Origin of the sequence: Oceanisphaera sp. (assembly GCF_052084945.1) — a bacterium.
Taxonomy (GTDB): domain Bacteria; phylum Pseudomonadota; class Gammaproteobacteria; order Enterobacterales; family Aeromonadaceae; genus Oceanimonas.
The window spans coordinates 1-26,018 of the sequence record NZ_JBQDEX010000023.1; the positions used below are offsets into that span (position 1 = coordinate 1).

Annotated in this window: 25 protein-coding genes; 11 read left to right on the forward strand and 14 right to left on the reverse strand. The window is 46.9% G+C overall.

Translation table 11 applies throughout. The annotated features are described in order from the left end of the window. Nucleotides 1-112 precede the first annotated feature (112 nt). Both ACTHY5_RS03620 and ACTHY5_RS03625 read left to right on the forward strand, forming a co-directional pair. Nucleotides 113-997: a hypothetical protein gene (locus tag ACTHY5_RS03620; RefSeq protein ID WP_441876504.1), complete on the forward strand. Its 885-nt coding sequence runs from the start codon at nt 113-115 to the stop codon at nt 995-997. Next, entirely contained in the window at nt 936-1,886 is a 951-nt protein-coding gene (locus ACTHY5_RS03625) for a D-2-hydroxyacid dehydrogenase (RefSeq protein WP_441876507.1), read from the forward strand. The genes ACTHY5_RS03620 and ACTHY5_RS03625 overlap by 62 nt, the downstream gene beginning before the upstream one ends. Before the next feature lie 171 nt (nt 1,887-2,057). On the opposite strand, the gene djlA is transcribed toward ACTHY5_RS03625, so the two are convergent. Continuing rightward, complete coding sequence (djlA, locus tag ACTHY5_RS03630; RefSeq protein WP_441876510.1) at nt 2,058-2,873, reverse strand: co-chaperone DjlA; 816 nt, start codon at nt 2,871-2,873, stop codon at nt 2,058-2,060. A 249-nt stretch (nt 2,874-3,122) separates the two neighbouring features. Here djlA and lptD point away from each other — a divergent pair, with 249 nt between their 5' ends. The 6 genes from lptD to ACTHY5_RS03660 are packed head-to-tail and all read left to right on the forward strand — an operon-like array spanning nt 3,123 to nt 9,885. Continuing rightward, nucleotides 3,123-5,525 (forward strand): LPS assembly protein LptD, encoded by a 2,403-nt coding sequence (lptD, locus tag ACTHY5_RS03635; protein ID WP_441876513.1) that lies wholly within the window; start codon nt 3,123-3,125, stop codon nt 5,523-5,525. A gap of 24 nt (nt 5,526-5,549) precedes the next feature. Beyond that, nucleotides 5,550-6,866: a peptidylprolyl isomerase SurA gene (surA, locus tag ACTHY5_RS03640; protein ID WP_441876516.1), complete on the forward strand. Its 1,317-nt coding sequence runs from the start codon at nt 5,550-5,552 to the stop codon at nt 6,864-6,866. Next, nucleotides 6,863-7,852, forward strand: coding sequence for a 4-hydroxythreonine-4-phosphate dehydrogenase PdxA (pdxA, locus tag ACTHY5_RS03645; RefSeq protein ID WP_441876518.1), 990 nt, complete (start codon nt 6,863-6,865; stop codon nt 7,850-7,852). Before surA ends, pdxA begins: the two co-directional genes overlap by 4 nt. Next, the gene (gene rsmA, locus ACTHY5_RS03650) at nt 7,845-8,651 is read left to right on the forward strand and encodes a 16S rRNA (adenine(1518)-N(6)/adenine(1519)-N(6))-dimethyltransferase RsmA (RefSeq protein WP_441876521.1); all 807 of its coding nucleotides are present in this window, start codon (nt 7,845-7,847) and stop codon (nt 8,649-8,651) included. Before pdxA ends, rsmA begins: the two co-directional genes overlap by 8 nt. 2 nt (nt 8,652-8,653) lie before the next feature. Beyond that, nucleotides 8,654-9,028: a Co2+/Mg2+ efflux protein ApaG gene (apaG, locus tag ACTHY5_RS03655; protein ID WP_441876524.1), complete on the forward strand. Its 375-nt coding sequence runs from the start codon at nt 8,654-8,656 to the stop codon at nt 9,026-9,028. After that, the gene (locus tag ACTHY5_RS03660; RefSeq protein ID WP_441876527.1) at nt 9,028-9,885 is read left to right on the forward strand and encodes a symmetrical bis(5'-nucleosyl)-tetraphosphatase; all 858 of its coding nucleotides are present in this window, start codon (nt 9,028-9,030) and stop codon (nt 9,883-9,885) included. The genes apaG and ACTHY5_RS03660 overlap by 1 nt, the downstream gene beginning before the upstream one ends. A 50-nt stretch (nt 9,886-9,935) precedes the next feature. On the opposite strand, the gene folA is transcribed toward ACTHY5_RS03660, so the two are convergent. The 4 genes from folA to rplU form a co-directional block, all read right to left on the reverse strand. Then, nucleotides 9,936-10,424 carry a type 3 dihydrofolate reductase gene (gene folA / locus ACTHY5_RS03665; protein WP_441876530.1) on the reverse strand — a complete coding sequence of 163 codons (489 nt, stop codon included), beginning with the start codon at nt 10,422-10,424 and terminating at the stop codon, nt 9,936-9,938. A gap of 3 nt (nt 10,425-10,427) precedes the next feature. Beyond that, the gene (gene cgtA / locus ACTHY5_RS03670; RefSeq protein ID WP_441876532.1) at nt 10,428-11,600 is read right to left on the reverse strand and encodes an Obg family GTPase CgtA; all 1,173 of its coding nucleotides are present in this window, start codon (nt 11,598-11,600) and stop codon (nt 10,428-10,430) included. 116 nt (nt 11,601-11,716) lie between these two features. After that, the gene (rpmA, locus tag ACTHY5_RS03675; protein WP_208003607.1) at nt 11,717-11,974 is read right to left on the reverse strand and encodes a 50S ribosomal protein L27; all 258 of its coding nucleotides are present in this window, start codon (nt 11,972-11,974) and stop codon (nt 11,717-11,719) included. Between the two features lie 15 nt (nt 11,975-11,989). Then, nucleotides 11,990-12,301 carry a 50S ribosomal protein L21 gene (gene rplU / locus ACTHY5_RS03680; RefSeq protein WP_208003608.1) on the reverse strand — a complete coding sequence of 104 codons (312 nt, stop codon included), beginning with the start codon at nt 12,299-12,301 and terminating at the stop codon, nt 11,990-11,992. 234 nt (nt 12,302-12,535) lie between these two features. Here rplU and ispB point away from each other — a divergent pair, with 234 nt between their 5' ends. Beyond that, nucleotides 12,536-13,510, forward strand: coding sequence for an octaprenyl diphosphate synthase (gene ispB / locus ACTHY5_RS03685; protein ID WP_441876535.1), 975 nt, complete (start codon nt 12,536-12,538; stop codon nt 13,508-13,510). A 499-nt stretch (nt 13,511-14,009) separates the two neighbouring features. On the opposite strand, the gene ACTHY5_RS03690 is transcribed toward ispB, so the two are convergent. The 9 genes from ACTHY5_RS03690 to tsaE all read right to left on the reverse strand — a co-directional run bounded on the left by ACTHY5_RS03690 (nt 14,010) and on the right by tsaE (nt 23,907). Then, a complete protein-coding gene (locus ACTHY5_RS03690; RefSeq protein ID WP_441876538.1) occupies nt 14,010-15,326 on the reverse strand; it encodes an adenylosuccinate synthase in 1,317 nt (438 codons plus the stop codon). A gap of 170 nt (nt 15,327-15,496) precedes the next feature. Beyond that, nucleotides 15,497-16,387 (reverse strand): protease modulator HflC, encoded by an 891-nt coding sequence (gene hflC / locus ACTHY5_RS03695; protein ID WP_441876541.1) that lies wholly within the window; start codon nt 16,385-16,387, stop codon nt 15,497-15,499. A gap of 3 nt (nt 16,388-16,390) precedes the next feature. Then, complete coding sequence (gene hflK, locus ACTHY5_RS03700) at nt 16,391-17,560, reverse strand: FtsH protease activity modulator HflK (RefSeq protein ID WP_441876544.1); 1,170 nt, start codon at nt 17,558-17,560, stop codon at nt 16,391-16,393. 46 nt (nt 17,561-17,606) lie between these two features. Further along, the gene (gene hflX / locus ACTHY5_RS03705) at nt 17,607-18,893 is read right to left on the reverse strand and encodes a ribosome rescue GTPase HflX (RefSeq protein ID WP_441876546.1); all 1,287 of its coding nucleotides are present in this window, start codon (nt 18,891-18,893) and stop codon (nt 17,607-17,609) included. Nucleotides 18,894-18,973: 80 nt separating this feature from the next. After that, complete coding sequence (gene hfq, locus ACTHY5_RS03710; RefSeq protein WP_441876549.1) at nt 18,974-19,240, reverse strand: RNA chaperone Hfq; 267 nt, start codon at nt 19,238-19,240, stop codon at nt 18,974-18,976. A gap of 46 nt (nt 19,241-19,286) precedes the next feature. Then, nucleotides 19,287-20,231 (reverse strand): tRNA (adenosine(37)-N6)-dimethylallyltransferase MiaA, encoded by a 945-nt coding sequence (gene miaA, locus ACTHY5_RS03715; protein ID WP_441876552.1) that lies wholly within the window; start codon nt 20,229-20,231, stop codon nt 19,287-19,289. Then, nucleotides 20,221-22,128, reverse strand: a complete 1,908-nt coding sequence (mutL, locus tag ACTHY5_RS03720) for a DNA mismatch repair endonuclease MutL (protein WP_441876554.1) — start codon at nt 22,126-22,128, stop codon at nt 20,221-20,223. Before mutL ends, miaA begins: the two co-directional genes overlap by 11 nt. A 1-nt stretch (nt 22,129) precedes the next feature. Further along, nucleotides 22,130-23,443: an N-acetylmuramoyl-L-alanine amidase gene (locus ACTHY5_RS03725; RefSeq protein ID WP_441876556.1), complete on the reverse strand. Its 1,314-nt coding sequence runs from the start codon at nt 23,441-23,443 to the stop codon at nt 22,130-22,132. Beyond that, nucleotides 23,440-23,907, reverse strand: a complete 468-nt coding sequence (gene tsaE / locus ACTHY5_RS03730; protein ID WP_441876558.1) for a tRNA (adenosine(37)-N6)-threonylcarbamoyltransferase complex ATPase subunit type 1 TsaE — start codon at nt 23,905-23,907, stop codon at nt 23,440-23,442. The genes ACTHY5_RS03725 and tsaE overlap by 4 nt, the downstream gene beginning before the upstream one ends. A gap of 180 nt (nt 23,908-24,087) precedes the next feature. Here tsaE and queG point away from each other — a divergent pair, with 180 nt between their 5' ends. Together queG and ACTHY5_RS03740 are read left to right on the forward strand one after the other, a co-directional pair. Continuing rightward, entirely contained in the window at nt 24,088-25,242 is a 1,155-nt protein-coding gene (gene queG / locus ACTHY5_RS03735) for a tRNA epoxyqueuosine(34) reductase QueG (RefSeq protein ID WP_441876561.1), read from the forward strand. A gap of 115 nt (nt 25,243-25,357) precedes the next feature. Then, the gene (locus ACTHY5_RS03740) at nt 25,358-25,639 is read left to right on the forward strand and encodes a hypothetical protein (RefSeq protein ID WP_441876564.1); all 282 of its coding nucleotides are present in this window, start codon (nt 25,358-25,360) and stop codon (nt 25,637-25,639) included. Nucleotides 25,640-26,018: the final 379 nt, after the last annotated feature.

Below are 26,018 nucleotides of genomic sequence, written 5' to 3' on the forward strand. Positions count from 1 at the left end.
AGCCCCCATGGATGGGTTTATGGCGTGTCGAGGGAGGTGACTCTGTTTCCTCTTTCATACTGTATTTAAATAGATCGATTATTTAGTGTGTTTGGTATAATAGGAGCCGCAAATGTGGACATACAGCAAGCAACTTAACCGCACATCACGGATGATGACCGGTGGCGCATTGTTGGCTGCCCTACTTATCTCGGCCTCTAGTCAGGCACAGCTTTATTGGGCGAGCATGGATCAATATCAACCCTCAGCTCACCTGTTACATTATCACGCCCCCAGTACGCCAGTCGGTACCTTACTTATTTGGCCCGAATTCAAGCAAACACATCGCTGGTTACCTGTGGCACAAGAATGGCAACAACGAGGCTGGCAAGTATTATTACTGGAGCCCGCCCCTCAACAGCTGCTATTTGATCCTAGCAGCGAGCAAATTTCAACGTCACACAGCCAGTGGCTGTCGCAATGGGCAGAGCAGCTTAACCGTGTATTGCCCAAGCCTCTTTTAGTAAGTGACGCACAGACTACTCATGCCGTCACCGAATTAAAAAAAACTATCAGCCCCTTGGTTGTGCTCACACAGGGCAGTGCCAGTATTTGGTATCAGCAGTTAGTTGATAGTGAAGCCGTTACTGCCCCTCACGCCTTAATTTTATTTGATGCTTTACCCCGTGAGTCTAGCGAGCAAAAAATGTTGGCTATTAGTTTGGCGCGCAGCCCCTACCCTATCCTTGATATATACAGTCGCCCAGATAATCCTTTAACTTGGCATAATCAGCAGCGTCGCCAACAGCAATTAAAACAACGCGAAAAAGCTGGCTATGCAGTGCAGCACTTTAATGGCTCAAGGATATTAAATAAACAAATAGCAGGCTGGTTGGTTCGTCTTGGTTGGTTACCTCTGCCCCCTAGCGCCCCGCAATATTTAAAGGAGCAATACAATGAAGATCGTCTTTCTCGATCAAAAAACGCTACCGCATCAAGCACATCTTCGCCGCCCTAACTTTGTTCATCAGTGGCAAGCTTATGATGATACTTCCCCAGAGCAGGTGGTGCAGCGTTTAACCGATGCTGATATTGTGTTGGTAAATAAAGTATCTTTAACTGCAGACATGCTGGCACAGTTACCTAAACTCAAACTCATAGCCTTAGCTGCCACTGGCAGTGATAACGTGGATCTTGATGCCTGCCAACAAGCAGATATTGCGGTATGTAATGTACGTAATTACAGTAAAAGCTCGGTACCAGAGCATGCCTTATCATTAATAATGGCCTTGAATCGTAATTTACATGCCTATCGTTACTCTATTACTCAGGGGCGCTGGCAGCAAAGCGGACAGTTTTGTTATTTTGACTACCCCATACGCGATTTAGCTAGTCAAACCTTAGGCTTAATAGGTTATGGCACCATTGCTAAAGATTTAGAGAAAATGGCACAAGCATTGGGCATGAAGGTGTTAGTCGCAGCACGCAAGGGCCAAATTGCAACTGCGGGTAGAGTAAGTTTTGAGACCTTATTAGAGCAAGCTGATGTGATTAGCTTACACTGCCCACTTAATATCCAAACGCGGCATTTAATTGGTGAGGCTGAGTTTAAGCTAATGAAAGACGATGCTTTATTAATTAATGTTGGCCGTGGCGGCTTGGTTGATGAAACTGCTTTATTACGGGCGTTAGCCCAGCAAATTATTGGAGGCGCCGGATTTGATGTTGTCACCGACGAGCCACCAGCAGTAGATAACCCATTAATGCAGGCATTGGCCTATCCTAACTTTATATTAACGCCCCACGTTGCTTGGGCAAGCCTTGCTTCTATGCAGCGTCTGGCCAGTCAACTGATTGATAATATAGAAGCCTTTGTGGCGGGAAAAGCACAAAATAGACTGGTTTAAAAGAAAGCCGGAAGCGATAAGCTTTAAGCGGGAAGAAAAACACAGGTCCTGAAAAACAAACATGTTACAAAAAGCAAAAAACCCCACTGTAGCTCTTAGGCTAACAGCGGGGTTTTATGGTTAGTGTTATTTTTAACTTCCAGCTTCTAGCTTACGACTTAAAGCTGTACTTTATTTTATATTGCGTACACTTTTAATGGTTTCCCAAGCTTGTTGAATATCTTGAGCTTTTTCTTTGGCCATTTCCATCATCTCTTTAGGTAAGCCTTGAGAGGCAAGTTTGTCGGGGTGATGTTTAGACATTTGTCGACGATAAGCACGTTTTACCTCGGTATCGTCGGCATCATCGGCCACCTCAAGAATACGATATGCATCACGCAGTCTGTCGGCGGGGGGTTGCTGCTGTCGACCACCGGTTTGCCCCGCACCTTGATGGAAACCTTGATGTGCTCCGTTCAACTGTGCTTCGGCAAAAGCCAGTAACTGCGCCAGCTCCGATTCAGAAAAACCCAGTTCTCGCGCTATCATTAATAATAAACGATGTTCAGCAGGATGTAGCTCACCATCCGCAAAGGCTAGCTGTAATTGCACCTCCATAAAAAAGCGCAATAAGTTACGGCTGTCTTTCACTCGCGCCCGAAAACGGCGCAACGTATCTTGCAACGGAAAATCAACGCTCTTGCCTTCGCGAAAGGCATTTTGTACCTGAACTCGTTGTTCACCTTGCAAGCGTAACTGATTCATTAACTGTTCAGCTAGGCGAATCTCTTCACTAGATACTTGCCCGCTCGACTTAGCCATGTGCCCCATAGTCGCAAACGTGGTATACAAAAACTCTGATTGTGCACTTTTATTAAATACCCATGCATTAGCCAGTTTTTTGTCAACAATATGACCTAACCACAACCCCAAGAGCGCCCCGGGTAAATTGCCAATTAAAAAACCAAATGCAAAGCCGATTAACTTTCCCTTAATGTGAGCCAACATGAATTATCCTTCAGCCATATCTATTGAAGCAGTAGGAAAACGGGCAACACAAGAGCATACCGAAGGCAAAAACCAATAGATTGCAGTGAAACGCATGAACGCAGTCCTAAATGAAAATACCATTAAAGCAGGGTCATAGTGCTGACCGCAAGAATGCTTTATCATAGCAAGATACCATAAAGTAATGACACCCAAAGCTCAACTAGCCATAGAAGGCGGTGTCGCCACACAGATGCGAGCGTCAACCCCATGAGAATACGGATTATCGGTTTACCGCTATTGTTGCTATCAGGCCTCTCTCAGGCCCAAACTCAAGAAACAACAGCTGCTACCCAGGAAGCCGCCTTCAATTTTAGTCGCTGCTTTAGTCATGTTCCGCTAAAAGTAGTGTCACCCTCTGCCCCTAGTTCGGGCATGTCTTCTGGCCAGGGTAATAATGCGCCCATTACCGTCACAGCAGAGACCCTAGATGCCACCCGAGATGGTAAAGTTGTCTATAGTGGTGATGTACAAGTAGAGCAAGCTCAACGCAAGTTCAGTGCCGATTACCTTGAATTAGAGCAACTCAGCAAAGATGTGCTAGCAGAAGGTAATATTTATTATACTGACGGTGCTATTACCGTAGACAGCCAACAGCGCCTCACGGGTAATCTGACCAGTAAAGACACTCAACTTGATGAAGCAAATTATCAGTTTCATGGAGAGCCTGGTCGCGGGCATGCCAAACAAGTACGTTTAAGTGACAATACTAGCCAAGTTGACTTAAAAGGGGCCAGCTATACTACTTGCCCACCCGATGGGGAAGCATGGCAGTTAAAAGCCAGCTCGGTGCAGGTTGAGCAAGATGAAGTATTTGGCGAAGCTTGGAATGCGGTATTGTGGCTGGGCGATGTACCGGTATTTTATTTTCCCTATATTAAGTTCCCGGTTAAAGACGAACGTCAAAGTGGGCTTTTATACCCAAGTTTTGAATTTGGCGGCGATAACGGCACCGACATTAGCCTGCCTTATTACTGGAACATTGCTCCTAATTACGACGCCACATTTACGCCACGCTATATGAAAAAACGCGGTACTATGGCGCAGTTGGAGTTTCGTTACCTCCCAACAGCAGGCCAAAGTGGCACTTTATATGGTGAGTACTTATCGAGCGACGACGAGTTAAATGAGACTCGGTGGCGAGATGATCACCGTTGGTTATTTAATTGGCGCCATAATGCCCGCTTTGATGATGCGGGCCACTGGCGTGCCAGTGCCGATTACACCAAAGTGGCCGATTGGGATAAAGAGTACTTCGATGATTTTTCCCCACCGGTAGGTCAAATTGTTGATGATCAACTTATGCAGTCATTTCGCGGGGGTTACTATGATAAGCATTGGCAATTAACCACCGAAATTCGTGACTATCAGATCTTAAAAACAAATTTAAATACCATGCCTTTCCAGTTAGCCCCAAGCCTAGCGCTAACCAGCTATCGAGGTTTTGGCGATGTTGATTTAGGGCTCAACAGTGAAGTTACCCAGTTTAAAAATGACGCAGACCAAGTGTATGAAGCCACTCGCGTTCATATTGAACCTAAGCTGGTGTATTCGGTTATTAACCAACCCGGCGCTCAACTAACGGCCGATGTTGGCGCTTACTACACCCATTATGAGCAAGATATTCCTGATACCTTATCAAGCTATTATGGGGATCAGAACACCAACGGTCTGGGGTTTACCACCGACGGCCTGGACTCCAGCGTGGATCGCCTTCTGCCGCGTTTTCGACTCAACGGTACTCTGGTGTTTGATAGAGAAACCCAATGGTTTGAGCAAGACTTTACCCAAACCATAGAGCCACAGCTGCAATACCTGTATGTGCCTTTTAAAGACCAAGATAATATTGGCCTATACGACACCACAGATATGCGCCAAGATTATTACAGCCTATTTAGTGATCGCCGCTATGCAGGGTTAGATCGCATTAATGATGCCAATCAAATTACTGCTGGTTTTACCAGCCGTATTTATGATGCTGAAAGCGTTGAACGGTTGCGTTTGGCTCTTGCCCAAACCTATAACTTTATCTCGCCTCGGGTGCAGTTATTTCCTAAGCATAATGATGAGATCAGCGATCCCAAGCGCTCGTTTTTAACTTTTGAGGGTGACCTCAATATAGATAACAACTGGTTTGTGCATACCGAAGCCCAGCAAGATACCCGTAATAAACGCTTAGCTGCGGCTAATATTACCTTGGAATACAACAATCAAGGCAAGCTGGCACAGCTGGGGTTTCGTCACTTAAATCAAACCTATTTTACTGATGCCGATTTAGATGACGATCTTAATCAGTTAGGGGGGACTTTTTCTTGGCCACTGGATCCTCAGTGGCGTCTCATAGGCGGCTATTACAGAGATATTGAACTCAATCGCAACATCGATACTCTGATAGGTCTGCGCTATGACTCTTGCTGCTGGGCGGTGAGCTTAGTGTGGGAACAGTCGCAAAAAGAATACAAACAAACAAATCCAGGTGAAGTAGAGCAAGAAACTTTGATTGGTCTGCGATTTGAGCTTAAAGGATTAAGTTCGTTAGCTACCGGTGATGGTAGTTTCTCACCCGGTACTAATTTATTACCTTACTATCGCCCCTTTAATTTAAATAATTAATTTTTATCGCACACAGGATTTTTCATGAATAAAAGATGTAAAAAACTATTGATTGCCGCCAGCCTAGGCTTGCTATCAACGGCTAGCCAAGCGGTTGAATTACTTGATAAAGTAGTTGCTGTAGTAGATAAAGACGTGGTCTTAGAAAGCCAATTAAGCGGCTTAGTCAGCCAAGTAAAAAACAGCGCAAGCGCTGCAGAACAAGCCTTACCCGATGAACAAGCCCTGCGCAAACAGGCACTCGATCGCTTGATTCTTGAAAGCTTACAGTTACAACTGGCTGAGCGTTTAGGGCTGCAAATTACTGATACTCAATTAGAACAAGCTATTACGAATATGGCACGTAGCGAAGGCAAAACACCTGAGCAATTGCGATCGAGTATCAAAGATCAAGGCATCACCTATGGTCAATTTAGAGATCAGATTCGTAACGAGATTTTACTCAGTGAGTTGGCCCGTAACCAAGTTCGCCGCCGTATTAATATTTCTGATCAAGAAGTAAAACAAGTCGTGCAAATGCTTAAAGAACAAGGCCAAGCTCAACAAGGTTACCATGTGGGTAATATTTTATTAGCGCTGCCTAGCGATCCAAGCACCCAACAGCTTCGTCAAGCAGACACTCAAGCAAAAAAATTGATTAAGCAACTCCAGCAAGGGCAAGACTTTCGCCAGCTCGCCATCGCTAACAGTGCTGGCCCTAAAGCACTTGAAGGTGGCGACTGGGGTATGATGGGCATCAATGAAATGCCCTCCTTATTTAGCGAAGCGGTGAAGAATAATCAGAAGGGTGATATTATTGGCCCTATTCGATCTGGTGCCGGCTTGCACATTTTAACTATTTTTGATGTGCAAGGTGATACAGCCCAAACCGTGCAAGCGGTAGAAGTGCGCGCACGCCATATTTTGCTAAAGCCCTCTATTATTCTGAGCGAAGACAAAGCTCAATCTATGCTGAACGATTTTGCGCGCTCTATTAAGGCAGGCACTGCAACCATTGCCAAGTTGGCGGAGCAATATTCTGAAGATCCAGGCTCTGCCATTAACGGAGGGGACCTTGGCTGGGCGGCACCAGACATGTATGTAAGCAGCTTTCGTGACACAGTGAGCCACCTTAAAGTTGGCGAGCTGAGTGAGCCTTTTCGCTCTGAACATGGTTGGCATTTAGTGAAGCTTGAAGATAAGCGCGTTACAGATGCCACCGAACAAGCCGGCGAACAGCGTGCTTATAAACTTATTTTTAACCGTCGCTTTAGTGAAGAAGTGCAAACTTGGCTGGACGAGCTCAAGGATGAAGCCTATATCCGTATTGTCGACACCCAATTATCAAACGGTGACCTGTGATTTGTAAACGTATAGCAATAACACCCGGCGAGCCCGCCGGCATTGGCCCAGAGCTGATGCTGGCGTTAGCCGCACAAGATTGGCCAGTAGAACTGGTCGTGATTGCTGATCCTGAGCTCATTCAGGGCCGAGCTAAGGCGTTAGGTAAATCGCTAATCCTTATTCCTTATCAAGCAGATAAAGCGCCGCAACCACAACGAGCTGGCACGCTAACTATAGCGCCGGTGACATTGGCTAAGCCAGCCAAACCAGGCGTGTTAGATGAGGCTAATGGTTTATACGTACTTGAAACGCTAAAGCGAGCGTCTGACGGTAATATGAGTGGCGAATTTGCCGCCGTAGTCACTGGCCCTGTGCATAAAGGTATTATTAATAAAGCGGGCGTGTCTTTTAGTGGTCATACCGAGTTTTTTGCCCAACAAGCCAATGTACCTGACGTCGTCATGTTACTTGCCGCGCCCGGTTTACGCGTAGCACAAGTCACCACGCATATTCCGCTGGCGTATGTGGCTAAGGCCATTACTGAAGACCGTTTAAGCAAAATTATCCGTATTCTTCATGCCGAGTTACAGAGTAAATTTGCGCTACCTAATCCGCGCATTTATGTGTGTGGCCTCAACCCCCATGCCGGAGAAGACGGGCACTTAGGGCGCGAAGAGCTGGATATTATTATTCCAACTCTCGATACTCTTAGAGCCGAAGGCATGGAGCTGATAGGCCCAGTATCGGCCGATACGGCATTTCAACCTAAGTATATGGAAAATGCCGATGCGTATTTGGCCATGTACCATGATCAAGGTTTACCGGTACTTAAATATATAGGCTTTGGCCAAGCGGTGAATATTACGTTGGGTCTGCCATTTATTCGTACCTCTGTAGATCACGGTACCGCATTAGAAATAGCCGGAACCGACAAAATCGATGCGGGCAGTATGCTGTGCGCACTTAATCAAGCCATTGATATGATAAGAAAACGCGATGAATAGTAAGGTTCACCAAGGGCACAAAGCCCGTAAACGTTTTGGTCAAAACTTTTTGCACGATGATTATGTTATTGACCAAATTGTAGATGCAATCCATCCGACGAATGATTTTACCATGGTTGAGATTGGCCCGGGTCTGGGGGCTCTCACAGGTCCTGTATGCGATCGCATAGAAAAATTGAATGTAGTGGAGTTAGACCGTGATTTGGCAGCCCGCTTAGCCACGCATCCTTTCTTACAAGAGAAGCTTGTTATTCATCAAGCCGATGCCATGAAGTTTGATTTTAGCCAATTACAAGAGCCTGGCAAAAAGCTAAAAATATTTGGCAACTTGCCGTACAACATTTCAACACAGCTGATGTTTCATCTGTTTGAGTTTGCAGCCTGTGTAGAAGACATGCACTTTATGTTGCAAAAAGAGGTGGTTAATCGTTTAGCCGCAGGCCCGGGTAGCAAAACTTACGGTCGCCTGAGTGTCATGGCACAATATTATTGCCAAGTAGTCCCCGTGCTAGAAGTGGGCCCAGAGGCTTTTAAGCCTGCCCCTAAAGTTGACTCGGCCGTGGTTAAACTCTTGCCCTATGCAACGCCCCCTCATCCGGTAGACGATATTCGCTGCTTATCGCGTATTACTGCCGATGCCTTCGGTAAAAGACGCAAGACCATCCGCAACAGCCTAAGTCATCTGTTTAGTATAGAGCAGCTAACCGAACTTGGGCTAGACCCTTCGGCACGACCAGAACAACTCGCATTAGTGCAGTACGTTGTTTTGGCTAATGCCTTGGCCAAACGCAAGGAATAATCATGACTCCCGATGCTATTCACATTACGACTGTGCCACATTATTTAGCTGAGCGCTCGACGCCCGATGAGCAAAATTATGTGTTTGCCTATACCATTACCATTGCCAATAAAGGTACAAAGCCGGTCACCTTAATCAGCAGAAGCTGGATAATTACCGATGCTAACGGCAAAAAAATTGAAGTGGCAGGCAGCGGTGTGGTCGGCGAGCAGCCTAAAATAGCACCGGGTACCGAATTTACTTATACCAGTGGTGTGAGCCTGGCAACAGAAGTAGGCGTTATGGAAGGCAGCTACACCCTAAGCCAAGAAGATGGCCAAGAGTTTGATGCCCCCATCGCGCCTTTTCGTCTTGCGTTACCTAACCTCATTCACTGATGGCTAACTATGTTATTGGCGATCTACAAGGTTGCCTGAGTGAGCTTAACTGGCTACTTGCCAACGTGGGTTTTACCCCTTCTCGGGATCATTTATGGCTAACCGGCGATCTTGTTGCACGTGGCCCAGACTCCCTTGGCTGCTTACGCCGCGTAATGGCGTTAGGCAATGCAGCCACTACTGTACTGGGCAATCACGATTTACATCTATTAGCGGTCGCTAACGGTATTGGTAAACCCAATCCCGCTGATAAAATTAGTCCTATTTTACAAGCAGCCGACGGGCGTGATCTGCTTTATTGGTTACGCCAGCAACCCTTGTTAGTTGAATATACACAAGCCATTCCCTCGTCTACATCAATAGCAAATAGCCCTCATGAGCCTGAGTTTGTAATGACTCATGCCGGCATTCCACCGCAATGGAATATTGAGCAAGCCAGACAGGCTGCGCGCAGTGCCGAAACTGAATTACGCTCAGCACACTATAAAGAGCGTTTGGCACAAATGTATGGCAATGAGCCGAATGCTTGGCACACTGAACTTTCAGATATTGAGCAGTTACGCTTCACTATTAATGCCTTTACCCGTATGCGGCTGTGTCATACTAACGGCCAATTAGATTTTGCCCATAAGGCGAGCTTAAGCGATGCGCCTGCTCAGCTAGTACCTTGGTTTAGCTTGCGCGAGGATCACCAAGATCCGCCACTGATCTTCGGCCATTGGGCGGCGTTAGAGGGTCAATGTGAAGTTGAAAATGTTTATGCGCTAGATACCGGCTGTGTGTGGGGAGGAAGTATGACCTTACTGTGCTGGGAAACCGGCGAGCGTATCGCCACCCCCTGCCCAGTATACGCGTAAGACATGGCGCCGAGCACCAAGCGCTCTAGCTTGGTGCTCGGCGCTGGGCGCTATCTCTTAGCCTTTTCATAGATTTGAAATCGGCAATCGTACTGGTTGCGATCATCAGCTAATCGCATTTCTTCATACTGAAACTGCCAATCGGCAACGTGAAAAGGAAAATACGTATCTCCTTCTATCTCTGCCTCTATAAGCGTGAGATAAAGACGCTGAGTAAAGGGCAGCATAGCTTGATATAGTGCACCGCCCCCCATGATCATCACCTCAGTTTCATCCTGCAATAACGCCAACGCCGCTTCTGGTGAGTCTACCACCTCTGTGCCAGCTGGCGCTTGCGTTAAGCTACGACTCACAATCACATTGCGCCGCCCAGGCAAAGGTTTACCGATAGAATTAAACGTATTACGCCCCATCACTATGGGTTTACCCAGTGTGGTTTGTTTAAAATACGCCAAATCAGCCGGCAAATGCCACGGCATAGTATTATCTTTGCCAATCACGCCATTACGCGCCATGGCCACAATCATTGAAACTAACATAAATTACTCTCGCGTATACACAAGGTGACCGTCGTCTTCTTCATCGTCCCAATCATCGTCGTCTTCATCATCCGCTAATTCTAGCTGATCATTCAGTGTATTTTCGTGGTATTCATCCCACTTAAAGTTAACCGGCTCACGTGCAGCTTCTAACTCTTGTTGAGTACGCGGATTGGCTTCTAAAAAGTCCATAAGCGCTTCGGTCAGCTCTTGGGTGCCGTCTTTACTAATGGCATTAATACGAAATACCGGACCTTGCCAGTCTAAATGCTTGATCACACGCTCAATAATAGCTTCTGCTTCTTCTTCTAACACCAAATCGAGCTTATTAAAGATTAACCAGCGTGGTTTATTGGCCACAGCGTCGCTGTATTGTACTAACTCATTAATAATAATATCGGCATTATCAGCAGGATCTGTCTCATCGGCAGGCAAGATATCTACCATGTGCAACAGCACACGACAACGCTCTAGGTGCTTTAAAAAGCGCATGCCTAGGCCTGCCCCCTCAGCTGCACCTTCAATAAGTCCAGGAATATCAGCCACCACAAAACTCTGATGACCACTACAACGTACCACACCTAAGTTAGGGACCAAGGTAGTGAAAGGATAATCGGCAACCTTAGGTTTAGCCGCAGATACCGCACGAATAAAAGTTGATTTTCCCGCGTTGGGTAAACCCAACATGCCTACGTCGGCTAGCAGTAATAGCTCCAGTAATATTTCACGCACTTCACCCGGCGTCCCGTTCGTTTTTTGCCGTGGGGCACGATTAACAGAACTTTTAAAGCGCGCATTACCTAGCCCATGAAAACCGCCTTTAGCGACTAATAGCTTTTGGCCATGGCGAGTCAGATCACCCAATATCTCACCGGTTTCTTGATCTTTAGCACGGGAGCCGACAGGCACCTTTAATACTAAATCTTGACCGCGCTTACCCGTACAGTTGGTGCTCCGACCGTTTTCGCCACGTTCAGCGCGATGAAAACGTTCAAAATGATAATCAATAAGGGTGTTTAGGTTTTCATCAGCAATCATATATAAATCGCCGCCATCTCCCCCGTCGCCCCCATTAGGTCCGCCATTAGGAATGTATTTTTCACGACGAAAACTTACACAGCCATTGCCGCCATCACCGGCTTCGACTCGAATTTGTGCTTCATCAACAAATTTCATGGTATTACTCTCCCATTCGCATGCTCATACCAGTGTATCTGGCACTCTGCTGAATGTGCTTTTTATCAAACAAAAAGCCCCGCCAAAGGGCGGGGCTTTTTTAATCAGCTTGAGGCTTATTCAGCGTCAATGCTTACGAACTTGCGGTTATTAGGACCTTTAACCTCAAACTTCACCTTGCCTGTGGCTTTAGCGAATAGAGTGTGGTCTTTACCTAAGCCTACGTTGTCGCCGGCATGGAAACGAGTTCCACGTTGACGAACGATGATGTTGCCCGCCAGGACATTCTCACCGCCGTAGCGCTTAACACCAAGACGTTTACTTTCTGAATCGCGACCGTTACGAGTAGAGCCGCCTGCTTTTTTCGATGCCATGGAACTTTACTCCCCTTAAGCGCTAATAGCAGTGATTTTCACTTCGGTGAACCACTGACGATGACCTTGCTGTTTACGTGAATGCTTACGACGACGGAACTTAACGATCTTAACTTTTTTGCCACGACCGTGAGTTACCACTTCAGCAACTACCTTGCTACCGTCAACATAAGGAACGCCGACTTTAACGTCTTCACCTTGAGCAACCATAAGTACTTTGTCGAATTCGACAGAAGCACCTGTTTCAACGTCTAGCTTTTCTAGACGAAGCACCTGCCCTTCGGCTACACGGTGCTGTTTTCCGCCGCTTTGGATTACCGCGTACATGATTTTAACTCCGAATTATTGGCACATTTAACCCTCTTACGGGTGTGCACTTAAACTGTTCTACAATGGTCGCGTATTGTACGCAGATTGCGAGGGTGAGACAAGAGTGAACACATAAAAAAATGTGTCTTATCTTAGAAGGTCTCAAAGCGCGCCTCGGTCGCTTTAACCCAATGCGAAATAGTGTAAAATCAAGACTCAATGGTTTTAACTGCGTCGTTTGGCTATCACTTTATGGTAAATATTAATAAAATAAAACAATTAACCGAGCAAGACATGCAATCGGTGAATAATTTAATTATGTCGCGCTTGCAATCAGACGTGGCTTTAATCAATCAACTCGGACTTTATATTGTAGGGGCCGGCGGCAAACGGATGCGCCCACAGTTGACAGTACTGGCTGCACGCGCCTTGGGCTACCCAGGCGAAGATCACATCACCTTAGCTGCTATTATTGAGTTTATTCATACCGCCACTTTGCTGCATGATGACGTAGTGGATGAATCAGACTTACGCCGAGGCCGAGATACTGCCAACGCCTTATTTGGTAATGCGGCCAGTGTGTTGGTTGGGGATTTTCTCTATACCCGCGCCTTTCAGATGATGACCGAGCTCGATAATATGCGCATCATGAATATTCTCAGTGATGCCACTAATATTATTGCTGAAGGTGAGGTGTTGCAGCTAATGAACTGTAACGATCCCGACACCACCCAAGACAGTTACATGCAGGTAATCTATTGTAAAACAGCTAAACTGTTTGAAGCCGCTACTCGCCTCGCCGCTGTGCTCACCCACCAAACTCCTGATGTAGAGCAAGCCATGCTGGACTACGGCAAATATTTAGGCACCGCTTTTCAGCTGGTAGATGACATTATGGATTACAGCTCAGACAGCCATAATATGGGTAAGAACGTGGGCGATGACTTAGCCGAGGGTAAGCCTACCCTGCCATTACTGCGCGCGATGGCGGTGGGTAATGACGCCCAGCGCAATCGTATACGTGAGGCCATTTCAGAGCGTAATGGGATGGAGCACCTTGAGGAAATTCTGGGTATTCTAGCTGATACTCAAGCCTTAGAGTACAGTCATCAGCAAGCTGAGCTTGAAGCACAAAAGGCTATTGATAGCTTAAAAATTCTGCCTGATTCTGAGCATAAGCAAGCGTTAATTGATTTGGCTCACATGGCTGTAGAGCGCAACGCTTGATTTAACTCCAGCTCAAGAAAAAACGAGCTGGTTTTTTCGTATAGCGGTCAGCTGCTCTTCAGCGGCCAGTTAAGAAAAGACAATGCAGCTTTTAAATAGTGCACGTCTGTAGTCGCTGCTTTAGCTGCGAAATTCGGCGCAGCCGGATCTTATACCAATCTAAGTAAGTATATGGCCAGTTTGTATTAAGTAAAAAACTAAGGGCTATTTTGCCACGGAATCCACGGAAAAAGGCAAGAGCGAAAAGTGATAACGACTCAAATACTGCTAATGGTAAGGGCTCCCCTACTAATAGTTGGGTGTTTGGCTCTTACCCTATCAAGTCTTTTTCAGATCTTATCTCTATTATTCCGTGTTCTTCTGTGGGTTCCGTGGCAAAAATTTTGATCAGTTAGTTTTACAGATTGGTATTATCCACCCAAACAGCACCCAGCGCCCGACATTTAGCCTAAAAAAAACGCCAGCTCATTGAGCTGGCGTTTTATATTGCTGTTGCTAATTAGTCAGCAAAGGGGTTACGTAACACCATGGTTTCGTCGCGATCGGGGCCAGTTGAAATAATATCAATCGGCACACCAGTCAGCTCTTCAATACGCTTAATATAGTTTTGCGCTGCTTGAGGTAATCCCTCAAAAGTCACCACACCCACTGTGTTTTCGCTCCAACCTGGCATAGTTTCATAGACAGGTTTAACGGTTTCATAGTCTTCAGCGGCCATAGGTGGCACATCTTTTATTGAGCCGTCAGGCATTTCGTAACCAACACAGATTTTAACTTCTTTCAGGCCGTCCAATACGTCCAGTTTGGTTAAACAAAAACCCGAAATGGAGTTAACCTGAATGGCACGCTTAGTTGTTACTAAGTCTAACCACCCCGTACGGCGTAAGCGGCCTGTAGTAGCACCAAACTCATGACCCACTGTACCTAGGTGTTCACCTACAGTATCTAAGTGTGTTTGACCGTCATACAATTCGGTAGGGAAAGGACCAGAACCAACACGCGTAGTGTAGGCCTTAATAATGCCCAGCACATAATCTACATAACAAGGGCCAAAACCCGAGCCTGTGGCCACGCCACCCGCAGTCGTGTTAGATGAGGTAACAAACGGATAAGTACCGTGGTCAATATCAAGTAAAGTACCTTGTGCACCTTCAAACATGATCTTATCGCCGTTTTTACGGGCAATATCCAGCACATCAGTTACGTCAATCACCATGCTAGTTAGCAATTCGGCATAACCTTTTGCTTCTTCTAGCACTGCGTCATAAGAAACAGCTTCAACACCGTAAAAACCAGTTAATTGAAAGTTGTAGTAGTCTACAATTTCTTTCAACTTAACGGCAAAGGTGTCCATGTTTGCCAAGTCACCAACACGTAAACCACGGCGAGCTACCTTATCTTCATAGGCAGGGCCTATGCCACGGCCTGTAGTACCAATGGCTTTAGCGCCACGAGCCACTTCACGGGCTTGGTCCATGGCAACATGGTATTGCAAAATTAAAGGACAAGCTTCGCTTAGTACCAAACGCTCACGCACTGGCACCCCACTGGCTTCCAAGCCCTTCATTTCCTTAAGCAAAGCATCTGGCGCCAACACCACACCATTAGCAATAATGCAGGTGCAATTGTCTCGTAAAATACCGGATGGAATAAGGTGTAGAACGGTTTTTTCACCGTCAATAACAAGCGTATGACCCGCGTTATGGCCGCCTTGGTAGCGTACTACATAACGGGCTTTGTCAGTTAGAAGGTCAACCACCTTCCCCTTGCCTTCATCACCCCATTGGGTGCCAAGTACTACAACGTTTTGTCCCATTTTTCCTTTCACTAACTGTTAAGTTATTAAAAACCGAGTCTATCAAATTTTGACCACATTCGGAACACGGCAGTACCAATAAAAAAACGCTCTGCGTTCACCTCACCCTAGGCCTCTTTTTCAGCCATAAAAAAGCCCGGCAAGCCGGGCTTTTTAATCAGTTAGCGAGGTTACTGTGTTTGGCCTGATGGATCTTTAAGATAGCGGAAGAAGTCACCTTCTGGCTTCACTATCATTAAGTCACCACCGTGCTCAAAGCTTTTACGATAGGCTTCAAGACTACGAATAAAGCTGAAAAAGCTTGGATCTGATGCATAAGCGTCTGCATAAATTGACGCAGCTTGAGCATCACCTTCACCGCGTAAGGTACGTGAGTTACGCTGCGCATCTGCAATCATAACAGTTACCCGACGATCGGCACCGGCTTTAATAATTTCAGCTTGCTCGCGCCCCTCTGAACGATGCTCGCGGGCAACTGCGGTTCGCTCGGCACGCATGCGCTGGTAAATAGAATTAGACACTTCGGTAGGCAAGTTAATTTGCTTAATCCGAACATCCAACACTTTAATACCCAGTTCAGACGAGGACTCTAACAGTCCACGCAAGGCGCTTTCCATTACATCGCCACGTTCGCCAGAAACAATATCACGAATAGTACGGTTACCAATTTCTGAACGCAGGCTGTTGTTAATTCGACGGCGCAGCAGGTTTTCTGCTTGCAGACGATTACCTCCTCCCGTGGCCAGATAATAGGTTGCAAAGTTATCGATACGCCATTTTACGAACGAGTCGATAATTAAGTCTTTTTTCTCTGAGGTAACAAAACGATCCACTTGGTCGTCCAAGGTTTGTAAGCGAGCATCTAACTTACGTACTTGGTCGATCATGGGCACCTTAAAGTGCAAGCCAGGCCCATAAAGGGTAGGCAGCTCAGTACCTTGCTCACGTTTTACTTTACCAAATTGCAGCACTATGCCCCGCTCGCCTTCTACCACTACAAATACCGAGGCATAAAGAACGATAGCAATCAGGGCAACAATCACCAATAAACCTTTTTTCATGGCTTAGTTTCTCCCTGTTGGACGTAGAGTACCTTGCGCAGAGCCAGCACCTTGGCCACTGTCTGAGCCCGCTTGTTGTTGAATTCCATTAATATAATCAGAAGTGATGATATTAGGATCGACCTTTTTAACTCGGTTAGCATTTTGCTCCACTAATTTATCTAGCGGCAAATACATCAAGTTATTGCTACCTTCCGGCGTATCAACCACCACTTTATTGACCTTGCTGTAGATCTCTTCCATGGTTTCTAAATAAATACGCTGGCGCATTAACTCAGGTTGCGCTTGATACTGAGGGAGTAACTGACGGAATCGAGCGACTTCACCTTCAGCACGTAAAGCAATTTGCTCTTTATACCCTTCAGCTTCTTGTAATAAACGCTTAGCTTGACCACGGGCTTTAGGCTCAATTTCACGAGCATAAGCTTCTGCCTCACGGATAAAGCGCTGCTCGTCTTCTTGTGCAGCTATGGCATCATCAAAGGCATCTTTTACTTCTTCTGGCGGACGTGCCGGCAAGAAGTTTAAGTCCAGTACCGCCAACCCTAATTCATAAGGTTCAATGATGCTTTCAAGTAACTCACGTGTTTCTTGACGCACTCGTTCACGGCCCACGGTTAATACGTCATCCATGGTGCTATGACCCACAACATAACGCAGAGCACTGTCGAGCGCTTGGTGTAAACTATCGTCGGCATTAGTCACGTTAAACAAGTAATCACGCGGGTCCATCACGCGATATTGTACGTCCATTTCAACCCGCACCAAGTTTTCATCTTTGGTGAGCATAAAGCCAGAGGCGGGTTGTGAGCGTACCGACTCTACGTCGACCGGGAACACTTGGTCGACAAAGGTGGCTTTCCAGCTTAGGCCAGGCTCAACAGTTTGATAGTAATTACCAAAACGTAATACCACACCGCGCTGTGCTTCACCTATGGTGTAGAAGCCACTGACCACCCACACACCTAAAGCAATCACTAAGGCGACAATGACGCCGAAAGAACCTAAACCGCCTCCACCACCGGAGTCGGAACCACGGCGACCAAACAAGCCGCCGATTTTATTACTCAGGTTACGAATTACCTGATCCAGATCTGGTGGACCTTGTTGCTTACCGTTATTCCCCCAAGGGTCACGGTCTTTACCACCATTTCCAGGCTCATTCCAAGCCATTTGTCTCTCCGTCTTTCTGGTTTATAAAAGTAACTTTACCAAGCAATTACTCGCTTATAAAGCGCTCTAACGGCTCATCTTCTTGCTTAAGCAAACGTTGCCAATCAGCTTGTTTCAGTCGAATATCAACTACAAACTCACCCTGCTCGCCAAACGACTCACTTACAACGCCCTTCATGGCATAAAGCCGACTACGCAGCTTTGATGCCGATGCAGGTAATATTAGCTGGTACTCAACCAACACCCCCGCCAATAATTGGTTTAGCGCATCAAATAGTTCATTAATGCCCCATGCTTGTTGTGCCGACAACCATACTGCTCGCGGTAGGCCTTGTTCATCAAATTCTATCCGCGCACTGGGCTTTGCTAACTTATCTATTTTATTGAATACCATGAGTACAGGCACATCAGCGGCTTCAATTTGTTCTAATACCGAATTAACTTCGTCAATATTCTCACGCATTTGCTCATCGGCGCAATCCACTACGTGCAACAATAAATCTGCATCGCGTGTTTCTTGCAATGTTGCCTTAAAGGCGGCAATTAAATCGTGCGGTAAATGCCGCACAAAACCTACAGTGTCAGCCAATACCAAAGTGCCAGCATCAGACAACTCTAGCTTACGCAGTGTGGGATCCAACGTCGCAAACAACTGATCTGCCGCATACACTTGAGCACCGGTCAACTGATTAAATAAGGTCGACTTGCCTGCGTTGGTATAGCCCACTAAAGAAACCGTCGGCAATTCATTACGCTTGCGTGAGCGACGGCTTTGCTCTCGCTGACTCGATACTTTTTCTAGGCGTTTTTGAATATATTTAATTCGCTCACGCAATAAACGTCGGTCTGTTTCAAGCTGCATTTCGCCGGGCCCACGTAAGCCTATACCGCCTTTTTGACGTCCTAGTTCAGCTCGTCCACCCACTAAACGCGTCGATAAATGGCGAAGCTGGGCCAACTCAACTTGTAACTTACCTTCGTGAGTACGGGCACGCTGCGCAAATATATCTAAGATAAGGCCCGTACGATCCAACACTCGACAGTGTATTTCTCGCTCAAGGTTACGCTCTTGAGACGGTTTTAAGCTGTGATTAAAAATCACCACATCAGCATTGTGCATTTGCACTAAGCTGGCCAACTCATCCACTTTGCCGGTGCCAATAAAAAATTTAGCATGAGGAGACGACAGACTGCCCGTCAATACTGTACAGCAAGGAACGCCTGCTGACTCGGTTAACAGCTTAAGCTCTTCGAGATCTTCTCGTTCATGGCCATTTGAAAAATCAATATGCACCAAAATAGCAGATTCAGCTACTTCATCGCTGTTAAACAAGGCTCGCCCTCCGTCATATTAACGCATTTTATGGTACATGGTGGCACAACGACGTGGCCAATGTGAGCGGCAGATCATATTCAGTCTTGATCTTGCTCTGACGCAGCCTCATTGCTATTGCTACTTGACGCACCTAAGTTATGCACAGGCCGCGCCGGAACCACGGTTGAAATAGCATGCTTGTAAACCATTTGGCTAACCGTGTTTTTCAGTAAAATAACGAACTGATCAAATGACTCTACCTGCCCTTGTAGCTTGATGCCATTTACTAGGTAGATAGAAACAGGAATACGCTCTCGTCGCAGCGCATTCAAAAATGGATCCTGTAGTGATTGTCCCTTGGCCATCTTGTTATCCTTATGGTGGTCGTAATGGGTTTCTTATTGTTGTTATCTATTGTAATTGGCCAGGGCTCGCAAGCCTAATTTGCGCCACAACATCTTGCGCCAGCGCTTTATTATGCGTATCTAGCCATTGCACCTCTGGCCAGCCTCTTAACCACGTGAGTTGGCGTTTAGCCAATTGTCGGGTAGCGGCGGTGCCTTTGGCAACCATGTCATCATAGCTAACCTCACCACTGAGGTAATCCCACATCTGACGATACCCGACACAACGAATAGCCGGTAAATTAGGATGCAAATCCCCCCGCTCACGCAACGCACGCACTTCTTGCTCAAACCCTTGCGCCAGCATTAAACGAAAGCGCTCGTTTATACGCCGGTGTAATTCAGCCCGCTCTGTGGGCGCAATAGCAAACTGTAACACTTTGTAGGGCAAAGCATCACCTTTGCGTTGGGTTAATTCTGTTAGCGTCTTGCCTGAAATACGAAAAACCTCCAAGGCCCGCGATAATCGCTGCGGATCATTAGGGTGAATTCGGGCGGCAGCCACAGGATCAATTTGGGCTAATTGCTGATGTAACACTTCCCAGCCAAGGTGTTGAGCTTCCTGCTCAATGTCTGCCCTAATTGCAGCATCTGCACTAGGAAGCGGCGATAACCCTTCTAATAATGCCTTAAAATACAGCATGGTGCCGCCTACCAGCAAGGGAATACGCCCTGCAGCCGTGCTCTTGGCCATGGCAGCCAAAGCGTCGCGCCTAAAGTCAGCAGCAGAATACGCGGCACTAGGGTCTAACAAGTCAATGAGTTGATGAGGCGCTAATGCCTGCTCTGCTGCTGTGGGTTTGGCGGTACCAATATTCATGTCTTTATAGACCAGTGCAGAGTCAACGCTAATAATATCGCAGGGCAACACCTGACACAGTTCAAGTGCCAAGCTGGTTTTACCGGATGCCGTCGGACCCATTAAAAATATTGCAAGGGGCTTAGTCCCCATGTATCCACCTATCTAATTGTTGTTCTAGAGCCAGCGGTTGTAAAAAAGGCAGCTCTTTGGCTGCTATCAATCGCTGATTGAGCGCTTGCGCTCGCTTTGGTGCTATAAGCTGCGCATGTAACTCTTGCCACAACGCCTGCGCGTGTTTCATAGTCCAAGAAGAATGAGCCACATGACCGTGGGTACTTAGCCACTGACATAAATTGGCAGGACTTTTTTCCTCACTCAGCTGCGTTAATAATAAAGGAAACAAACGTGCTAAGTCTGCATGGCGCAAAGGTTGTGGCACTCGAGTTAAAATAGTGGTGCCGTTAGGGCCATTTTTCAACTCCACCCCCAACTTTTGCAGTTGTGTTTGATGATCTACCAGCGCTTGTTGCAGCTCAGGAGCTAGGCTAAGTCTAATGGGTAAAAGTAAAGGCTGAGGGGTAAGGCCTTGCTCGTATACTGCTAATAACGCCACACCATCTGCATAAGCCTGTGCTCGGTTAAGATCACATAACCAGAGCCTATCTTGATACCACAACACCATGGCCTGATCTTTTACTAATTGTAATACTTGGCCATTCGCTGAGCTAAGCGAGACATCAGATAAAGCATTAGGATCTTCATATAAAGTGTTGGCCTCTTTATTAGACTTTGCCTCACTGTCAGATGCCACAGTGGTAAGTAAGCCTTCTATACCTTGCCATTCACTACGGCTAATTTGGCTGGGAGTGCTTTCTCGGGCCGATTGACCGTATCCGTGTGTTGGGGCTTGATAACGCACATTAGTGGAACGCGACTCGGGCTCGGTGCTAACCTCATTATGACGAAGAGATTGGCGCGGGCTGTCATCGTGAACCTGAACCACATCAGACGTATTGGCCGTGCTAGACGCCGTTTCGCTAGGCGGGAGTACGGCCTGCTCTAGGGCTTGTGCTAGTACTTGATAAATAAAGTCATGCACTAAGCGAGATTGGTGAAATCGCACCTCATGCTTAGCCGGATGCACATTCACATCCACCTCAGTGGCCTCTAATTCAAAAAACAGCACAAAGGCACCATGACTATCAGGGGGAAGCTGCTCACCATAAGCTTGGCGTATGGCATGATTAAGTAATTTATCGCGCATCATACGACCATTAACATAGGTGTATTGTACGTCATTTTGTGCCCGAGCCGCACTAGGCGGGGCTAGCCAGCCCCACAGCCTAAAACCATGGTGTTCACAGTCTACTTTTAGTGCGGAGTGAATAAAGGCAGGCCCACACACTGCAGCCACTCGCTTATCTTGTTGAGAAGGCAACTTTCCGGCGCGATATTGGCGCACTTGCTTACCGTTATGGCGCAGTGTTAGGTCAACATCAAAACGACTTAAGCCGATGCGGCGTACAACTTCATCGATGTGACCAAACTCGGTTTTTTCAGTGCGCATAAATTTGCGTCGGGCGGGGGTATTAAAAAATAGGTCACTCACTTCAATTGTAGTGCCTTGGGGGTGGGAGGCCGGTATCAATTTTACCTCCATGTCTCGCCCTTCTGCCATTGCTTGCCATGCTTCAGTTTGCTCGGCTGTTTTAGCAGTCAGTGTTAACCGCGCCACCGAGCTAATAGAGGCTAAGGCCTCACCGCGAAAACCGAGGCTCATAATGCGCTCTAAATCTTCTAACGTACTCACCTTAGAAGTCGCATGACGCGAGAGCGCCAGCGCCAACTCATGCTTACCAATGCCACTGCCATTATCTCGAATACGGATAAGCTTAGCGCCACCTTTTTCGATATCGACCTCAATACGAGTAGCTCCCGCATCTAGGCTATTTTCTATCAACTCTTTTACGACCGAAGCCGGTCGCTCGACGACTTCGCCGGCAGCAATTTGGTTTGCTAAACGTGCCGGCAAGATCTGAATGGCCATATCAGCTCCCCGGAATATTCAATACCTGACCAATACGTACCACATCTGTGGTTAGGCTATTGTGCCCTTTTAGCTTGGTAACACTCACCCCATAACGCGTGGCAATCAAAGACAAACTTTCACCGGTACGCACTGTGTGTTTTTGTGGCTTACCCGCGGCTTTATTAGCCATCATGGTACCACTAGGCGGATTTTGACGATAAAACGATTTCACGCCGTTAAATACAGCTAGCGCCACTTTTTGTTGATGTGCAGCCGTTAACAGCAACCGCTCTTCTTGTGGGTTAGAAATAAAACCGGCTTCAATGAGTAACGAGGGAATATCAGGAGACTTTAATACTGCCAAGCTGGCATGTTCAGGTTTACTTTTATGTAATCGCACCACCTTGCCCATGGCAGACAAAATATGCTCACTGATGGCATAACTATCGGCACGGGATTTATCCATAGATAAATCAAGAAAAGTACGAGTTAAATAGGGGTTACCATCAGTTTGCGAAATCACTTCCCCTACTCCTCCTAGCAGCTCTGACTGACGCTCTTGCTTTTCTAACCAACCCGCCATTTCTCGATTAGCACGGTTAGACGATAATACCCAAACGGATGCGCCCCGCGGCCCACTATTAGCTACACTGTCGGCATGAATCGACAGTAATAAGTCGGCACGTCCCTTACGAGCAATTTCTGAACGCTTGTTAAGATTAACGTAATAATCCCCCGTGCGTGTCATCACAGCGCGCATGCCCGGTTCTTTATTAATCAGTGCAGCAAGACGACGTGAAATGGCCAATGTTACCTTTTTTTCTTGATTCCTCTTGGGGCCAATGGCTCCTGGATCTTCGCCACCGTGCCCAGCATCAATTGCAATCACCACTTCTTTTTGCCCCATGGGGGCGGGCTTTCGAACAATAGGCTGACGTTTAAGGTTAGAGTCACTGTAAGGCAGGTCTATCACTAACCGGTGGCCATAATTACCCGCAGGTGAGAGGGGAAACACCACCGGCTTAACGCTGTCTTTAAGCTCAAAGACTAATCGGTAGCTACTAGCAGTGGGCGGCGTGCTGTTACGCACTTTCGTAATCAGCTCACTCTTGTTTTTGATAGTAGAAAAGGTCACTTTATTCTTAGTTTGCTGTAAGTCGACCACCAAGCGGTGCGGATCAGTAAGCATAAAATACTCATGATCAGGTGCCGCACTCATATCAAGTACAATGCGCGTGGTATCTGGCGAGGGCCAAACTCGAATGCTTTCTAACTGATTTGCCCAGGCCGATACGCTGAACCAAAAACAGATAAATATCAGTATCGCCTTCACGTGGTGAGTTTCTCCAATAGTGCAACCCCTACAGGGGTGCTTGCTTCAATCAACGCCATTCGCTGCACGCCATCATATTGTAATCTAATGTCCATATCTGGCGCAGGTAGCATCCCCAGTCCCCGCTCTGGCCACTCCACTAGGCAGAGGCTGTCTGGAGTAAAGTAATCACGAATGCCCATATATTCCAACTCTTCAGGATCAGACAAGCGGTATAAGTCAAAATGATACACTTGCCAAGCAGCCACTTGATAAGGCTCTACCAGGGTATACGTGGGGCTTTTTACGTTTCCTTTATGCCCAAGCCCTTGCACAATGCCGCGGCTAAGGGTGGTTTTGCCTGCCCCCAAACTACCATGCAGAAAAATAACAGTAGCAGCACTCAAAGATTGAGCCAGCTTACTGCCCAACGCCAAAGTTTGGGGCTCATCGGCAAGGGTTATATGTAAAGTCTGTGTGTTCATCATCGTCATCTTGAGTTGATTAGGCATAAAGGCGATACAGTTAGAATAGCGATTGTAACAGATAACAAATACGCCATCCTACTCGATGTCCCCCTGTCAGGCATCATGACACAATTAGACTGCATATCGCCTTTTTATGTTGTGTTAAACTTGACTCCCTAACAGACTAATCACGTGTATATGACAGATCCTACTTTTGACACTTTAGCGCAACAGATTAAGCAATGGGCATCCGAGCTCGGTTTTAGCCAAGTGGGTATTACTGATACCAATTTAACAGAGCACGAACCCTTGTTAGCCAACTGGATTGAGCAAGGCTATCACGGCGATATGGACTATATGGCACGCCATGGCATGATGCGTGCGCGCCCCCATGAGCTATTACCTGGCACTTTGCGGGTTATTTCAGTGCGCATGAACTATTTACCTGAACAGGCTGCCATTGCCAGTGTGCTAAGTAGACCGAACTTGGGCTATATCAGCCGTTATGCTTTGGGCCGTGATTATCATAAGCTAATGCGCCAACGCTTAAAGAAGCTCTCCGATCGCATCATGGATCATGCCCAAGCGTTAGTCGCCCGCCCATTTGTCGACTCGGCTCCAGTATTAGAGCGCCCACTGGCGGCCAAAGCTGGACTAGGCTGGCAAGGTAAGCACTCACTTCTTATCAACCATCAACAAGGCTCGTTTTTCTTTCTTGGAGAATTACTCGTTAACCTACCGCTGCCCATCGACCAGCCCGTAACAGAAGAAGGCTGTGGCAAGTGTGTAGCCTGTATTACTGCCTGCCCAACAGGCGCTATTGTTGAACCTTATGTAGTGGATGCAAGACGTTGCATTTCCTATCTCACCATAGAGCAAGATGGGCCTATTCCTATTGAGCTGCGCCCATTAATGGGCAACCGCATTTATGGTTGTGACGATTGTCAGCTGATCTGCCCGTGGAATAAGTTTGCTAATGCCAGTCAAGAGCCCGATTTTATGGCGCGTGATAACCTACACGCTCCCGAATTGCTGGCGTTATTCGCATGGAGCGAACCGTATTTTTTAAAACAAACCGAGGGCAGTCCTATTCGCCGCATCGGTTATCGTCGCTGGCAGCGTAACTTAGCCGTCGCCCTTGGCAATGCCCCTGTGAGCCCGGCGATTATATTGGCCCTTGAGCAACAGCGTAAACAAGGCGAACGAGATGAAATGGTGCTTGAACATATCGAGTGGGCATTGGTACAGCAGCAACAAAAGCTGTCTAAAACGGCTCGTAAAACAGAGCGTTTAATTCGCGCGGTCGATAAAGGAATGCCCAGCCATGCGCGTTTTGCTGCTGATAACAAGTAAACAACCCAAAATAGGAAAACGTATCAGCTAATAATAAGCGCACCTTGATCAGAGTGATGTGAGGTCATAAGCTGTGGCTGACCATGCTATTTTTGTTAAGTAAAGGAGAGTCGAGATGTCTTTTCATTTAGAGAGTCGAAGCCTTTATACCTTGCTAGTCGATTATATGGCGCAACAAGGGCAGCTAGTTGAACAGGTAGCGCGACAAACAACCGCGCTTAAAGATACCGAGGCCTTAATAGATTTCGCCTTATATCAGGCTGATATTGCCATTGATGCTGACGCAGCCAATAAGATCAGTCGTGTAGGACTGGCTTGGTTAGAGTATGCCCAAGCTCACCCAGACACTCCCAATGGCTATGCCGACAAGGCTAAAGCAACACTCGAAAGCACATAACACCAATCTAAGTAAAAGTGTGAGCTGGTTTGAAGTCTGTCGGTGGCTTTGTCATATTTGCTCACTCTTTTTCCGTGTTCTTCCGTGGATTCCGTGGATTCCGTTGCGAAAAGGGTTTGCTCAGTTAATTTTACAGATGAGTATTATACCAAACAGACTAAATAATCGATCTATTTAAATGCAGTGTAAAGAGGAAACAGAGTCACCTCCCTCGACACGCCAGCAAGCTGGCCCATACGGACTCAGGAAATGCCGTCCGACCGCCATGGAGGGCGGAAGTGTCGAAATGGCAGGAGCATTTTTCGACCTTGGCATTTCATGGTAGTGGAAGCCGATCTCTGTTACCTCTCTTGAAGCTCCGAGCTGCCTGCTAATCCCA